Source organism: Pseudomonas sp. 8209 (genome assembly GCF_028682105.1).
GTDB classification, from domain to species: domain Bacteria; phylum Pseudomonadota; class Gammaproteobacteria; order Pseudomonadales; family Pseudomonadaceae; genus Aquipseudomonas; species Aquipseudomonas palmensis.
The window spans coordinates 1-14,553 of record NZ_JANIAH010000003.1 but is presented as its reverse complement, the minus strand read 5'-3'; the positions used below and the strand labels follow the sequence as shown (position 1 = coordinate 14,553).

The 14,553-nt window shown below is 65.5% G+C and carries 13 protein-coding genes and 1 rRNA gene; 6 read left to right on the top strand and 8 right to left on the bottom strand.

Annotated features, from left to right (window positions below; all coding sequences use genetic code 11):
- Positions 1–80: 80 nt before the first annotated feature.
- The 5 genes from NP552_RS06830 to NP552_RS06810 all read right to left on the bottom strand — a co-directional run bounded on the left by NP552_RS06830 (position 81) and on the right by NP552_RS06810 (position 4,676).
- Entirely contained in the window at positions 81–893 is an 813-nt protein-coding gene (locus tag NP552_RS06830) for a tetratricopeptide repeat protein (RefSeq protein ID WP_274096584.1), read from the bottom strand.
- 90 nt (positions 894–983) lie between these two features.
- The gene (locus NP552_RS06825) at positions 984–1,853 is read right to left on the bottom strand and encodes an ABC transporter permease (RefSeq protein WP_054915880.1); all 870 of its coding nucleotides are present in this window, start codon (positions 1,851–1,853) and stop codon (positions 984–986) included.
- A 15-nt stretch (positions 1,854–1,868) separates the two neighbouring features.
- The gene (locus NP552_RS06820) at positions 1,869–2,732 is read right to left on the bottom strand and encodes an ABC transporter ATP-binding protein (RefSeq protein WP_043861326.1); all 864 of its coding nucleotides are present in this window, start codon (positions 2,730–2,732) and stop codon (positions 1,869–1,871) included.
- 4 nt (positions 2,733–2,736) lie between these two features.
- Positions 2,737–3,756, bottom strand: coding sequence for an ABC transporter substrate-binding protein (locus tag NP552_RS06815; RefSeq protein WP_043861327.1), 1,020 nt, complete (start codon positions 3,754–3,756; stop codon positions 2,737–2,739).
- A gap of 20 nt (positions 3,757–3,776) precedes the next feature.
- Complete coding sequence (locus tag NP552_RS06810; RefSeq protein WP_043861328.1) at positions 3,777–4,676, bottom strand: TauD/TfdA dioxygenase family protein; 900 nt, start codon at positions 4,674–4,676, stop codon at positions 3,777–3,779.
- 168 nt (positions 4,677–4,844) lie between these two features.
- Between NP552_RS06810 and NP552_RS06805 the strand changes: the two genes are divergently transcribed.
- Positions 4,845–5,156, top strand: coding sequence for a hypothetical protein (locus NP552_RS06805; RefSeq protein WP_043861329.1), 312 nt, complete (start codon positions 4,845–4,847; stop codon positions 5,154–5,156).
- A 76-nt stretch (positions 5,157–5,232) separates the two neighbouring features.
- Here the strand turns inward: NP552_RS06805 and lapD are convergent, their stop codons facing one another.
- Positions 5,233–7,170, bottom strand: coding sequence for a cyclic di-GMP receptor LapD (lapD, locus tag NP552_RS06800; protein WP_274096583.1), 1,938 nt, complete (start codon positions 7,168–7,170; stop codon positions 5,233–5,235).
- Between the two features lie 9 nt (positions 7,171–7,179).
- Positions 7,180–7,872, bottom strand: coding sequence for a cysteine protease LapG (lapG, locus tag NP552_RS06795; RefSeq protein WP_274096582.1), 693 nt, complete (start codon positions 7,870–7,872; stop codon positions 7,180–7,182).
- 211 nt (positions 7,873–8,083) lie between these two features.
- Here lapG and NP552_RS06790 point away from each other — a divergent pair, with 211 nt between their 5' ends.
- The 5 genes from NP552_RS06790 to NP552_RS06770 all read left to right on the top strand — a co-directional run bounded on the left by NP552_RS06790 (position 8,084) and on the right by NP552_RS06770 (position 14,186).
- Entirely contained in the window at positions 8,084–8,773 is a 690-nt protein-coding gene (locus tag NP552_RS06790; RefSeq protein WP_043861332.1) for a GntR family transcriptional regulator, read from the top strand.
- Positions 8,774–8,868: 95 nt separating this feature from the next.
- Complete coding sequence (locus tag NP552_RS06785) at positions 8,869–9,366, top strand: sigma-70 family RNA polymerase sigma factor (protein WP_054915945.1); 498 nt, start codon at positions 8,869–8,871, stop codon at positions 9,364–9,366.
- Positions 9,356–10,324: a FecR domain-containing protein gene (locus tag NP552_RS06780; protein WP_078481725.1), complete on the top strand. Its 969-nt coding sequence runs from the start codon at positions 9,356–9,358 to the stop codon at positions 10,322–10,324. The genes NP552_RS06785 and NP552_RS06780 overlap by 11 nt, the downstream gene beginning before the upstream one ends.
- Positions 10,325–10,416: 92 nt before the next feature.
- The gene (locus NP552_RS06775) at positions 10,417–12,921 is read left to right on the top strand and encodes a TonB-dependent siderophore receptor (RefSeq protein ID WP_054915877.1); all 2,505 of its coding nucleotides are present in this window, start codon (positions 10,417–10,419) and stop codon (positions 12,919–12,921) included.
- A gap of 86 nt (positions 12,922–13,007) precedes the next feature.
- Positions 13,008–14,186, top strand: coding sequence for a PepSY-associated TM helix domain-containing protein (locus tag NP552_RS06770; protein ID WP_088513908.1), 1,179 nt, complete (start codon positions 13,008–13,010; stop codon positions 14,184–14,186).
- A gap of 140 nt (positions 14,187–14,326) precedes the next feature.
- Here NP552_RS06770 and rrf read toward each other — a convergent pair.
- A 5S ribosomal RNA gene (gene rrf / locus NP552_RS06765) occupies positions 14,327–14,442 on the bottom strand.
- Positions 14,443–14,553 lie beyond the last annotated feature (111 nt).

The following is a 14,553-nucleotide window of genomic DNA, read 5'->3' as shown; positions in this document are numbered from 1 at the left end:
TCATAGTTTGCTAACTATCAATATTCTTCGATCAACGCCCCGGACGTCAATAGCGGCAATGCGGCATCCGTCGGCCGAGGTCAGCGCCGGTACTGGTCTTCGTGTTTCAGGGTCAGCGCCCGCGGGCTGCCCAGGCTGATCGCCCGGTCACGCCAGAACAGATAGCGCATGGGGTTGCCGGCCACGCTGAAATGCATGGCCAGTTCCTCGGCCGCCGGCATCACCCCCGCTGCGGCCGCCAGCTCCAGCCAGTACACGGCGAGCCTGGCATCGGCCCGCACCTGCTGGCCATGCAGGAGGCGGTAGCCGATCTCGAACCGGCAGCGCCCATCGCCGCGCTGGGCGCCCTGCATGAACCAGTCGTAGGCGCGCTGCGGATCGACCTGCCAGGTTTGCAGGTGGGTATCGCAGATCTCTTCTTCGTAGAGGTCGCCCAGCGCCGCGGCGGCTTCGTCCAGGCCGCGCTCGAAGGCCTGCCGGTAGCACTCGGCGGCGCTGGCGTAGGCGATGGTCACGCCCTTGCCGAAATAGTGCTGCTGGCCCAGGTTGTACCAGGCCACCGCACTGCCCTGCAGCGCCGCCATGCGCAGCAGGCGCCCGGCCAGGGCCGGTTCGGCACGCCAGTACTTGCCGTTGAGCCATACCCAGCCGAGGTCGTTGAGCGCCACCACGCTGCCATCCAGCGCCTGCTGGCGCAGGTCGGCATACACCACCTGCAGGTCGACGGCTTCGTCCAGGCGGTTGACCAGGCAGAAGCCCCTGCCGAGCACCGCACGCTGGGCCGGCATGCCGATGCCGGCCGTGTGGCGCTGGGTCTGCCCGCCCGGATCGGGGGCGATCGCCCTGGGCAACAGCCGCGCGAGCAGTGGGTAGATGGTGCTGGCAGCAGACAACGGTTCATCCCTGACTGACCGGTGGGTGGCCCATGCCACCCTGTGAGGCAAGCCTAGACAAGGACGCGCACTTTTGTCGCCCCGATGCGCTCAGCGCTGCATGCCCCAGCGCCGTACTGTGACGCGCTCGAGGGTATTGAACACCAGGCTCTCGACCAGCAGGCCGATGAGGATCACCACGGCCAGGCCGGCGAACACCTTGTCGGTGTACAGCTCGTTGCGGTTCTGGAAGATGTACCAGCCCAGCCCGCCCTTGCCGCTGGTGGCACCGAACACCAGTTCGGCGGCGATCAGGGTGCGCCAGGCGAACGCCCAGCCGATCTTGAGCCCCGACAGGATCGACGGCAGCGCCGCCGGAATCAGGATGTGCACCACCAGACGCAAGCCGCGCAGCCCGTAGTTGCGCCCGGCCATGCGCAGGGTTTCGGACACACCCATGAAGCCGGCATAGGTGTTGAGCGCCAGCGCCCACAGCACCGAGTGCACCAGCACGAAGATCAGGCTGTTGTCGCCCAGGCCGAACCACAGCAGCGCCAGCGGCAGCAGGGCAATGGCCGGCAGCGGGTTGAACATCGAGGTCAGGCTGCTGAGCAGGTCGCGGCCGATCTGGGTCGACACGGCCAGGCTGGTGAGCCCGAAGGCCAGCACGATGCCCAGCAGGTAGCCCTTGAGCAGCACCACCAGCGACACCCCGACCTTGGCCGGCAGTTCGCCGCTGAGCAGGCCGTCGTAAAGCGCCGCGGCGGTTTGCAGGAAGCTGGGCAGCAACAGGTCGTTGCCCTGATAGCGCGCCACGGCTTCCCAGGCCAACGCCAGCAGGATCAGGATCAGGCTCTTGCGCAGCCAGCCCTGTTGCCACAGGCGCTGGCCCAGGGGCAGCTCGCGTTCCAGCGGTACGCTGAGCAGGGGTTCAAGGGTGACTTCGTACTCCTGACGCGGAGCCGGTGCAGAGGTGGTCATCGGTGGGGCTCCCGGTCAGTAGGCGATGCGGATGTCGGTGAAATCCAGGGCGGCGTCCTGCTCGGCGGCGGCATCATCGTCGAACAGCAGACGATGGATGCGCCGCGCGCTGGCCTGGAAGTCAGCAGCGCCCAGGCTGTGCAGGTCGTACTGGTGACTGTGGATCTCGGCGCGCACGCGCCCCGGGTGCGGCGACAACAGCAGGATGCGGTTGCCCACCACCAGCGCCTCCTCGATGGAGTGGGTGACGAACAGCAGGGTGAAGCGCACCTCCTCCCACAACAGCAGCAGTTCTTCCTGCATCTTGCGCCGGGTCAACGCGTCGAGGGCGGCAAAGGGTTCGTCCATGAGCAGGATCTTGGGCTGCATGGCCAGCGCCCGGGCGATGGCCACGCGCGCCTTCATGCCGCCGGAGAGGGTGTGCGGGTATGCATCGGCAAATGCCGCCAGGCCGACCTTGTCCAGGTAATGCAGGGCGCGCTGTTCGGCCTCGGCGCGCTTGAGCGTGCCGGAGGCCAGCAGCGGGAACATCACGTTCTGCCTGACGGTTTTCCACGGCGGCAGCTGGTCGAACTCCTGGAACACCACGATGCGGTCCGGGCCCGGCCCGTGCACCGGCTGGCCCTGCAGGCGGATCGCGCCCTCACGGGGCTCGATGAAGCCGGCCACGGCCTTGAGCAAGGTCGACTTGCCGCAACCTGAGGGGCCGAGCAGGACGAAACGGTCAGCCTTGTCCACTTCGAAGCTGACCTGGTGGGTGGCCCGCACCACGCGCTGGGCGGTGCGGTATTCGAGGCTGAGGTTGTCCACCTGCAGCAGCGCCGGTGCGCTCACGGGGCTCAGGTTGCTGGCCGTGTGGCCTGGCAAGCGGGCGGTCATGCGCTCAGCTCCCCTGCAGTGGCTTGGCGTCCTGGAAGAAGTAGTCCTTCCACGATTCGGGTTTGTGCTTGATCGCGCCGATGCGGTACATGAAGTCGGCCAGCTTGTAGGTGTTCTTCGGCGTGACGCTGAATTCGTATTGCGGGTTGTCGATGATCTTGAGCAATGCCTCGCGGTCGATCTTGGCCTTGGTCACGCGAATGTAGGTATCGGCCGCCGCGCCCTTGTCGTGCTGGGCGAAGTCGGCCGCCTCGGCCAGGGCGTCGACGAAGGCCTGGTAGGTTTTGGGGTTGTCGTTGCGGAATTTTTCGGTGGCGAACAGCACGGTGGGCGAGTTGGGCCCGAGCAGGTCGTAGGTGTCGAGCACCACGTGCACGCTCTTGTTGGCCAGCGCCTGGTCCTGGAACGGCGGGTTGGAGAAGTGCGCATTGAGCTCGGTGCCGCCGGCCAGCAGCGCGGCGGTGGCGTCGGGGTGCGGGACCGCCAGGGTGTACTTGTCCAGGCGCGCGTAGTCCTTGTCGCCCCACTGCTGGGCGGCGGCGTACTGCAGGAAGCGCGACTGCACCGAGACGCCAACCGCCGGCAGGGCGATGCGGTCCTTTTCGGTGAAGTCGGCGATGGTCTTGACGTTGGGGTTGCTGCTGACCAGGTAGTACGGGAAGTTGCCCAGCGAGGCCACGGCCTTGACGTTCTGGCGGCCGTAGGTGCGGTCCCAGATGGTCAGCAGCGGGCCGACGCCGGCACCGGCGATGTCCACCGAGCCGGACAGCAGCGCGTCGTTGATCGCGGCGCCGCCCGAGAGCTGGGTCCAGTCGACCTTGATGTCGATGCCCTGGGCCTTGCCGTGCTTCTCGATCAGGTGCTGGTCGCGCACCACGTTGAGCAGCAGGTAGACGATGCCGAACTGTTCGGCGATGCGGATTTCACCTTCGGCCTGGGCCGTGGCGGGGGCGACAAGGCTGCCGGCGAGCAGGCTGACGCCCAGGCCGATGCTGGCCGCCAGGCGGCTGATTGAGTTGCGCATGCGGTACTCCTGAAGACGGGTCAGAACGGGGCGTCGCCCTGGATGGTGGTGCGGTACAGCTTGCGGCGCAGGTGCGCGGGGCAGCCGGCGGCCAGGTGGATCAGCGAGCGGTTGTCCCAGAACACCAGGTCGTGGGGTTGCCACTGGTGGCGGTAGATGTTGTGTTCGAGCACGCTGTGGGCGTACAGCTCGGCCAGGATCTGGCGGCTTTCGTCCTCGGGCAGGCCGACGATGCGGGTGGTGAAGCCCTCGCTGACGAACAGCGCCTTGCGCCCGTTTTCCGGGTGGGTACGCACCACCGGGTGGATCACTTCCTGCACCTGGGCCAGTTGCTCGGCGGTGAGCGTGGGGCGCCAGTTGCCTTCGAACTTGGTTTCGCTGTAGCGCGCGGTGTAGGAGTGCGCGGCGCTGCGGCCTTCGACGGCGGCGCGCAGGTGGGCGGGCAACTGGTCCCAGGCCTTGTGCATGTCGGCGAACAGGGTATCGCCGCCCTCGCTGGGCAGTTCCTGGGCATGCAGCATCGAGCCCAGGCTGGGCAGTTCCTTGTAGGAGAGGTCCGAGTGCCAGAACTTGCCGGCATCGCCCAGGCCGATGTTCTGGCCGTTCTCGATGATGTTGGAGACGATCAGGATCTCGGGGTGGCCGCCGAGCAGGAACTGCTTGAGCACGTGGATCTGCAACACGCCGAAACGGCGGCTGAAGTCGATCTGCTGCTGGGGGGTGATGCGCTGGTCGCGGAACACCACCACATGGTGGTCCAGGTGCGCGCGGTGGATGCGCGCAAAATCGCCAGCGTTGACCGGACGGCTCAGGTCCAGGCCGATGATCTCGGCGCCCACGGCACCGGCAAACGGACGAATCTCGAAGGCTTGGGGTTGGGCGCTGTCGGTGTACGACAAGGCGCCAGGGGCCGCTGACATATCTTTTCACTCCCACGTGTCGGGTCGGTAACTGCGCGTGGAAATAAATATAAATGCATAAGAAAAATAATTTAAATACCTTTAGAGAATAAGCATAGAGAGGGTTGTCCGCCTCGCGTGGCCTATGCTGCTGAGGCCATCAAGCAGATGTCATCAGGGGGAAAAGCCATGTTCTATGTGCAACGCGACACCCGTGGGCAGATCGTGCGGTTGGAGTCGACGCCCTTTGCCGAGGAGAACGAAGCGCTGCCCAACGATTCGCCGGAGGCTCAGGCCTGGTTTGCCAAGAAGCTGCAGCAGAGCGACCTGGACATGATCCGGGTGCTGGAGGACTTGATCGAGGTACTGACCAGCAAGGGCGTGATCAGCATCACCGACCTGCCGGCGAGCGCACAGGCCAAGCTGCTCAGCCGTTCGAGCGCGCGCCAGACCATGGGGGGGTTGAACAAGCTGATCGATGAGGAGCGGCCGTTGATCTAGCAGCTTCGCCGGCCACGTCGGCGCCTGCGGGGTTCACCGCCGCCTGCAGGCGCCGGCCTGGCCGGCGAAGAAGCCACTACGGCGCCCAGGGCCGGGGCTCGCCGATCAAGCGCCCCTGCACCCCGAAAATCCCCATGTCGCGCAGCACCTCCAGTTCGCCTTCGGTTTCCACCCGCTCGGCAATCAATGGCAGGTCGATGCTGTGCGCTGCGCGCTGGATCGCCTCGATGAACAGGCGCTTGTGCGGCTCCTGATCGATGGCGCGGATGAAGCTGCCGTCGACCTTGAGGTACGCCAGGCCCAGGTGCGCCAGGTTGCCGATCATGCTGAAGCGCCCGCCAAAGTGCTGCAGGCTCAGCTTGAAGCCCAACGCGCCCAGTTGCCGTGCCAGCTGCTCGAGCGCGGCCTGGTCGGGCAACTGCTCTTCGCCGATCTCCAGGGTCAGGCGCGGGCCCAGCGCCGCATGACGCCCCAGCAGCCCGTACACCGCCTGCAACGCCTGGGGGTCGGCCAGGGTGGCCGCCGACAGGTTCAGCGCCAGCGCCTGGTCATGGCGCTGCAGGTGGGCCAGCACCTGTTCGAGCATCAGCAGGTCATGCCGGATCGACCAGCCGAAACGCTCGAGCCAGGGCAGGAAGCGCCCGGCGGGCAGGGTTTGCCCATGCCCGTCGGGCAGGCGCGACAGCACCTTGTACTGCAATACGCGGCCCAGCTCGTGCGTCGCCACCACCGGCTGGAAGAACAGCTCGAAACGGCGCTGGTCGAGGGCGTGCTGCAGCAGGGCATGCCAGTCGTGGTCCAGCAGCGCCGGGGCGTGCGCGGGCAGGCAGACCCACGTCGGCAGCTGCTGGCTCTGCGCCTGGGCCAGGGCTTCGTCGCAGCGCTCGAGCAGGGCCTGCGGGGCGTCGCCCGGGCTGTAGGGGGCCAGGCCGATCCAGGCCACCGGGTTACGGTCGGAAGCACCGGTGTTGTACAGGCTGTGCAGGGTCTGCTCCAGTTCCTGGGCCAGGTGCACGGCCTCGTCATGCACCAGCCCCGGTGCCAGCACGGCGAACTCGCCGCCACGGCTACGGGCGATCAGGTCGAGGGTTTTGGGATAGTGCGCGCACACCCGCTGCACCTGCTGCGCAAGAGCCTGCAGCAGGGCATCGGTGCGCTGGCCGCCCAGGCGCAGGTTGAGCCCGGCCAGGTCCTGCACGTGCACCAGCGTCAGGTAGCCGGGGCTATCGTCCTGGGCGCTGAGCCGGGCAGACAGCTGCATCTCGAAGAAGCGCCGGTTGCCCAGGCCGGTCAGGCTGTCCTGCCAGGCCTCGGCGCGCAGGGCTTCACTGCGCTGGGCCTCCTCGAGAAACAGCGCCTTGAGTTTCTCGACCATCTGGTTCATGGCCTGCACCACCCGGCGCAGCTCCGGGGTGCGCGGCAGGCGCGGAGCACTGAGGAACTCGCGACGCGCAATGGCCTGGGACTGCGCCACCAGGTAGTCCAGCGGTCGCAGCTGACGGCGCAGCAGCAGCGCCCCCAGCAGTGCACTGACCACCCCGCAGGCCAGCAGCCAGGCCAGGCTGCCGAGCGCGCTGCGCCACAGCTTGGCCAGGGCGAACATCGGGTGGCTGACCACCTCGACCCGCGCCGCCTGCTGCCAGCCGCGGCTGACGATGGCATCGCCGCCGGCCGGCTCCAGGTTGATCAGGCGGATGAACCAGGCCGGCACACCGCTGCTGTCCGGCTCGGCGTGACGCTCCACCAGCAGGGCATTGGGGCCCAGGTCGATCACGCGGATGCTGGCGTAGTAGCCGCTGTCGAAGATGGAGCTGACCATCAGCTCGACCATTGCCGGGTCGTCGATGTTCGGCGTGAGCGACAGCGCCAGCGCGGTGGCGGCGTCCTGCGCATGCGCGCGCAGCTGATTGACGTACTGGCTGCGCGAGCTTTCCAGGCCGACCATGAAGCTGCCGCTGAAGGCGACCACCAGAAACAGGCAGATGGCGAGCAACAATTGCTTGAACAGTGACATCCGCAATCCTCAGTAAGCCGGCTCGGTGGGAAACCCCTCGGCCTGCATCTTCTTCAACAGATCCTGCCAGCGCGACAGGCGCTTGCTGTCGCCGACCTTGCGATTGCCACCCGCCCCGGTCAGCCACAGGCCCTCGCCATTGAAGGCATACACCGGCAGCAGGTCGGTGCGCTGGCTGGCCGGCTCGATGGTGTCGATCAGGCTGTCGAGCACCAGCGGCATCGCCTCTGGAGTGGAATAGTAGGTCAGGACCATGTGCGCGCGATTCTGGCGCAGCGCCTTGACGTAGGTAATGCGCAGTTTCTCGCTGGGGATACCCAGGCGGCGCAGGCTGAAATACTTGGCGATGGCGTAGTCTTCGCAGTCGCCGGCGCCCTTGATCAGTGACTGGACCGGGGTGGACCAGTAGTCGGCCTGCTGCCACAGTTCGGGGTCTTCGACGTAGCGCAACTGGCGATTGAAGAACTGGTTGACCACCTGCAGGCGCTCGGCTTCGCTGCCCTGGCGCTGGGTGGCAAGCAATTGCTGCCAGGCATCGATACGCTGCTGGCCGGCACCAAGGGGGCCGTACAGGGCCTGGGCCTTGCGGCTGATCTGGGAAAAGTCCCAGTCCGCGCGCAGGTTGCCCAGCAATACGCAGCCGAGCAACAGCGCCAGGCCAGCCCGGCGCGGGGTCAGAGGCAAAGCCCAACGTATCGCCAAGGCCGGCGGTCCATGCAGATCGTGGAATCGCGATGGTGCAGGCTGGGCGGGCAAAAGACAATGGCGCACGGCGGCAAGCTTCCAAAGCGCTGCGACTTCATTCAGGATAGCCGCCGCGAACGCCCGCAGGCCCGCGCCGGCCTGAATTTGACAGGCGCAACCGTCATCACTAGGGTCATTGGATCCAATCTTTGCTAGCAGGGCAGTCAGCGTGGCCGAAAAAATCAAACTCCTGAGCATTCTGGGTGACGAGCAGGTGCCTGCTCACCTGGCGCGCAGCGTGATCGAAGAGCGCCTGCGCAGCGCCATCCTCGACGGGCGCCTGGCACCCGGCATGGCGTTGCGCCAACAGGAGCTGGCGACGCTGTTCGGGGTCAGCCGCATGCCGGTGCGCGAGGCCCTGCGTCAGCTGGAGGCGCAGTCGCTGCTGCAGGTGGTTGCGCACAAGGGCGCGGTGGTGGCCCCGCTGATCAGCGAAGATGCGATGGACTCCTACGGGCTACGGGTGATCCTGGAGAGCGAGGCGCTGCGCCAGTCGATCCCGCTGCTGGACGCCGAGGACATCGCCCTGGCCCGGGGCTACATCGAGCAACTGCAGAACGAGACCCGGCACGCCGAGATGGGCCAGCTCAACCGCCTGTTGCACATGGCCCTGTACCGCAAGGCGCCCAATCAGAAGTTGCTGCGCCTGATCGACAACGAGTTGAGCGAAGAGGCGCGCTTCCTGCGGTTTCATCTGTCGTCGATGGGGCTGGGCAAGCTGACCCAGGACGATCACATCGCGCTGGTGGACGCAGCCCAGGCCGGCCAGGTGGACGAAGCTGTACAGCTTCTGACCCAGCACCTGGACAAGGGCATGCAGGCCATCAGGCAGTACCTGGCCAGCCAGCCGCAGGGCTGAACGCGCCGCCGGGTCGGTCAGTGGTTGCAAATTGCGCAAGGCCCCATAACAATGAGACTAATTATCATTTATGACCTTGGTTGCAGCGCGCCTTCATGTCCTCCCACGACTCTGTGCACAGGCTCTATCAGCAACACCACAGCTGGCTGAACACCTGGCTGCGCTGCCGCCTGGGCAATGCGGCCGATGCCGCGGACCTGGCCCAGGACACCTTCGTGCGCCTGCTGCAGCGGCGCGAACAACTGGAGCTGAATGCACCACGCGCATTCCTGCGTACCATCGCACGGGGGCTGGTGATCGATCACTGGCGCCGCGAAGAGCTGCAGCGTGCCTACCTCGAAGCCCTGGCGCAGCTGCCCGAGGCCGAGGTGCCATCAGCGGAGACCCGCGAGCTGCTGCTGGAGCTGCTGGAACGCATTGCGTGCCTGCTCGACGGCCTCAGGCCCAAGGTGCGCACCGCGTTCCTGCTGGCCCAGTGCGAAGGGTTGAGCCACAAGCAGATCGCCGAGCAGATGGGTATCTCGCTGCGCTCGGTGGAGCGGTATGTGGCCGACGCCCTCTATCACTGCTACCTGCTGCGCTATGAACCCTAGCCCGCGCGTGGTCAAGCAGGCCATTCACTGGATGCTGCGGGTGCGCGAGAACGGCGCCAGCCCGCAGTTGCAGGCCCAGTGCGAGCAGTGGCGCAGCGCCAGCCACGAGCACGAACTGGCCTGGCAGCGGGTGCACAGCCTGCAGCAGGAAATGAACCTGCGTGCGGTGCCGGGCGCCGGTGTCGTCGCCCTGCAGACCCTGGAGAACAGCCAGCAGCGGCTGCACCGGCGCCAGGCCCTGAAGCTGCTGGGCGGCGTGGTGATGCTTGGCTCAGCGGTCTGGGTCAGCAAGGACATTGGCCTGCTCGACCCGTGGACCTCGGATTTCGCCACGGCCACCGGCGAGCGGCGCAGCGTCCGCCTGCCCGATGGCAGCCTGCTCAATCTCAATACCCATACCGCGGCGGACCTGGCCTTCGACAGCCGCCAACGCCTGGTGCGCCTCAAGCACGGGGAGTTGATGCTGACCTGCGCCGAACACCCGCTCGGCCCGGCTGGGCGGCCGTTGCTGGTGCAGAGCCGCGATGCGCTGCTCGAAGGCTTCGATGGGCGCTTCGTGGTGCGTCAGGAGCGCGACTGCACCCGCGTCACGGTCAGCCAGGGCAAGGTGGCGATCCATCACCCCGGCCCCGCCGGGCTGCAATGGGTGGCTGCTGGCGAAGCCTTTCTGGTGAATGCCCAGGGCGCCACACCCGTGGCGCAGCAAAACATGGACCCCGGTGCCTGGGCCGATGGCCTGATCGTCACGCGCAACATGCGCCTGGGGGACTTCATCGACGAGGTGGCGCGCTACCGCCACGGCTACCTGAGCTGCTCCGACGATATCGCCAACCTGCGCCTGTCCGGGGTGTTCCGCCTGGAAGACACCGACAAGCTGCTGCACCTGCTGCCGCAGACCCTGCCGGTGCATGTCAGCTATCGCACGCGCTGGTGGGTACGCCTGGAACGCCAGGCGTGATGCGCTGATTTTTTTGGCGGGTTTTGTCGGCACGTCCGGCTAGGACAGTAAGCGACTCCCTTCTGCCCTTACCGACCCTACGGATGCTCTTCATGCGCGATACCCTGGCCCAGCCGCGGCTCACTGACAGTAATGAGTTTCAACCTCTCTTAGATTCACGCCTGGGCAAGGCGGTGCGCGCCGCACTGTTCGGTACCGCGCTGGGCCTGGCCAGCGTGCCGATGGTAGTGATGGCCGAACCTGCGGGCAGCGCCAGCCAGCAGTACAACATCCCCGCCGGCTCGCTGGACGAGGTGCTGAACCAGTTCGCACGCCAGGCCGGCATCACGCTGTCGAGCACCCCGCAGATGACCCAGGGCGCGCAGTCGCCCGGCCTGCAGGGCAGCTACGCCACCGACCAGGCGCTGCGCCAGTTGCTCAATGGCACGGGGCTGGAGGCGGTGAGCCAGGATGGCACCAGTTATGTGCTGCATGCGGCCCCGCAGGACGCCGCACTGGCATTGCCTACCACCGACGTGCGTGGCTTTGCCCTGGGCAACGCGCTGGGCAGCATGGAGGGCTACAACGCCACCCACAGCCAGATCGCGACCAAGACCAGTACCGCGCTGCTGGAGACGTCGCAGTCGGTGTCTGTGGTAACCCGCCAGCAGATGGACGACCAGGGCGCACAGACGGTCTCGCAGACCATGCGCTACACCCCGGGCGTGCTGACCAACCCGTATGGCGCGACCCACCGCTATGACTATGTGGCCATGCGCGGCTTCAACGATGGCTCGGTGGACAACATCTACATCGACGGCCTGAAGTCGATGGGTGACAGCGGCACCTTCAGCACCATGCAGATCGACCCGTACTTCCTCGAGCGCGTGGATATTCTCAAAGGTCCGTCGTCGGTGCTGTATGGCCGCAGTTCGCCAGGTGGCCTGGTGGCACTGACCACCAAGAAGCCACTGTACGAGACCTTCCGCCAGGTGCAGGCTACCGTCGGCACCCAGGGCCAGCGTGGGGTGGGCTTCGACTTCAGCGGCCCGCTGGACGACGACAAGCGTATCGCCTACCGCCTGACCGGCCTGACGCATCAGTCCGACACCCAGTTCGATCACAACGAAGAAAAGCGCTATGCGCTGGCGCCGACCCTGAGCATCGACTTCACCGAGGACACCTCGCTGACCTTGCAGGCCTACCTGCAGAACGATCCGGAAGGCGGCTACCACGCCGGCGTGCCCGCCGATGGCGCGCTGCACAAACGCAACGGCCAGCGTATCTCGGAGCACTTCTTCGAGGGCGAGCCGGGCATCGACAGCTACGAGCGCAATCAGCAGTCGTTCGGCTACCAGTTCGAGCATCGCTTCAACGACGTGTTCACCGCACGCCAGAACTTCCGCTACCTGGACTCGACGGTGAAGATGGACCAGGTGTACGCCTGGGGCTACGAGTCGCCCACCAGCAACAAGCTGAACCGCTACTACACCGGTGCCGACGAGAAACTGCACTCCTACATCATCGACAACATGCTGCAGGCCGAATACTTCACCGGCGCGGCCAAGCACACCACACTGGTGGGCCTGGACTACCAGCGACGCAAGACCGTTGTGGACTGGAGCAGCGGCGGCCTGGCGTCGATCGATGCGTTCAACCCGCAGTACGGCAATTCGCAGATCACCTATTACGCACCGACCAGCTACACCCGGCGCCTGCAGCAGACCGGCATCTACGCCCAGGACCTGATCGAGCTGGACAAGTGGCGCTTCTCGCTGGGGCTGCGGCAGGACTGGGTGAAGACCTCGGATGAGAATCGTATCGCCGAGCCTACCCGCCCACTGGGCACCAAGATCAGCGATGACCGCACCAAGCTCACCGGCCGCGCGGGCGTGCTGTACCTGTTCGACAACGGTATTGCGCCTTACCTGAGCTATTCGGAGTCGTTCAACCCCAACTCCTACGCCGATGCCGCCGGCAACCCGCTGGCACCGACCGAAGGCACCCAGTGGGAGGCCGGTATCAAGTACCAGCCGCCGGGCACCGACAACCTGTTCACCGCCTCGGTGTTCCGCATCGAGCAGGAGAACCTGGCCACCAAACAGCCGCAGGACGACTTCTACTACCCGGTCGGGCAGGTACGCTCCCAAGGCCTGGAGCTGGAAGCGCACATGCAGTTGAGCGAAAACCTCAAGGTGCTGGGCAGCTACACCTTCACCGACATCGAGTACAGCAAGACGATGCCGAGCACCCTGGCTGGCAGCACACTCGACAACAAGGGCAACTCGCCAACCCAGGCGCCAAAGCACATGGCCTCGCTGTGGGCGGACTACAACTTCCGCCAGGGGGTGCTGGACGGTGTGCGCGTAGGCGGTGGCGTGCGTTACGTGGGCTACAGCTGGGTGGATGCGGAAAACACCATGAAGGTACCGTCGTACACCCTGTTCGATGCGTCGGTTGGCTACGACCTGGGCAAGGTCGGGCTCAAGGGCGTGGATGTGCGGCTCAATGCCAACAACCTCACCAACGAGAGCTACATCGCCTCGTGCGCGAGCCTGAACTACTGCTACATGGGTGAAGAGCGCAATGTCAGCGCCACGGTCAGCTATCAGTTCTGACCACACCCCCGTGAGCCGCAAAGCCAGTGCCTGATTCCAGGCGCTGGCTTTGTCGCATCTGGCGACCTGATCTGGAATCCTTTTATATGCGCCACCTCTACGTATTGCTGCACCGCTATATCGGCCTGGCCACCGCGCTGTTCCTTGCCCTGGCAGGGCTCACCGGGAGCGTGCTGGCGTTCAACCACGAGATCGACGAATGGCTGAACCCTTCGTTCTATGAAGCCCCGGCGCAAGGCCCCCGCCAGGACCCCGGCAACCTGGTGGACAAGGTGCAGGCCGAACACCCGCGCCTGCAGGTGTGGTACATGGAATACCCCGACGAGCCCGGCCATTCGGCGTTGCTGGCGATGGTGCCGCGCAACGACCCGGCCACCGACAAGCCGTATGCCGAGAAAAACACGGTGTTCTACCTCGACCCGGTCAGCGGCCAGACGCTGGGTCAGCGCTACTGGGGCGAGTGCTGTTTCTCGCGGGAGAACTTCATGCCGTTCGTCCTCGAGCTGCACTACAACCTGACCCTGCCGGGCAACTGGGGGCTGTGGCTGATGGGCGTGGTGGCGATCCTGTGGGTGCTCGACTGCTTCATCGCCCTGCTGCTGACCCTGCCCCGTGGTCGTCCGTTCTGGCGCAAATGGAGCACGGCCTGGAAGATCAAGGGCGGGCATGCGTATCGACTGAACATGGATATCCACAGGGCTGGGGGCTTGTGGCTGTGGCTGCTGCTGTTGCCGGTGGCCGTCAGCAGTGTGGCGATGAACCTGCCCAGCCAGGTGTTCAAGCCGGCAGTGTCGCTGTTCTCGCCGGTGGAACCAAGCGTCTATGAGGCCCGTGGCAGGCTGCCCAGAGAAGAACTGGGGCAGACCCAGCTGACATGGCATCAAGCCCATCAGCTGGCGCAGCAGGAGGGCCAGCGGCTGGGGCTGACGGCGCCGATCGGCGAGTTGTACTACAGCTTCGAGTACAACTTCTATGGCGCCGGTTTCGGACAGCACGACACCGATGCCCAGGGCAAGTCGTGGTTGTTCTTCCATGGCACCGACGGGCGCCTGCTGGGACAGGAGATCGCTGGCCAGGGCACCCTCGGGGAACGCTTCTACCGGCTGCAACTACCCATACATGGCGGCAGGATCCTCGGCACTACAGGCCAGGTGATGATCGCGGTGCTGGGGGTAGTGATCGCGGTGCTGTCGGTGACAGGGGTGTATATCTGGTGGCGCAAGTTGCTGGCGCGGCGCAGTGGCCGGACTCGGCGCACTGCATAGACTGAAGGTCGGCTCCTGCAGCCCATTGTGTGCAGGGGCCGGCCTGGCCGGTGCAGAGGGTGGCAGGAACAACCCGCTACCCTAGCCCCTGAAAAGACAAAACCCCTGTCTGCAACGCAGACAGGGGTTCTGGAATTGAATCTTGACGATGACCTACTCTCACATGGGGAAACCCCACACTACCATCGGCGATGCATCGTTTCACTGCTGAGTTCGGGATGGGATCAGGTGGTTCCAATGCTCTATGGTCGTCAAGAAATTCTGTGTGCTGGCCCGTACATTGCGACGTGCCGGCGAATTCTTGATGCTTCTACTCTAAAGACAAAACCCCTACCTGCAGATGCAGATAGGGGTTTCGGAATTTAAT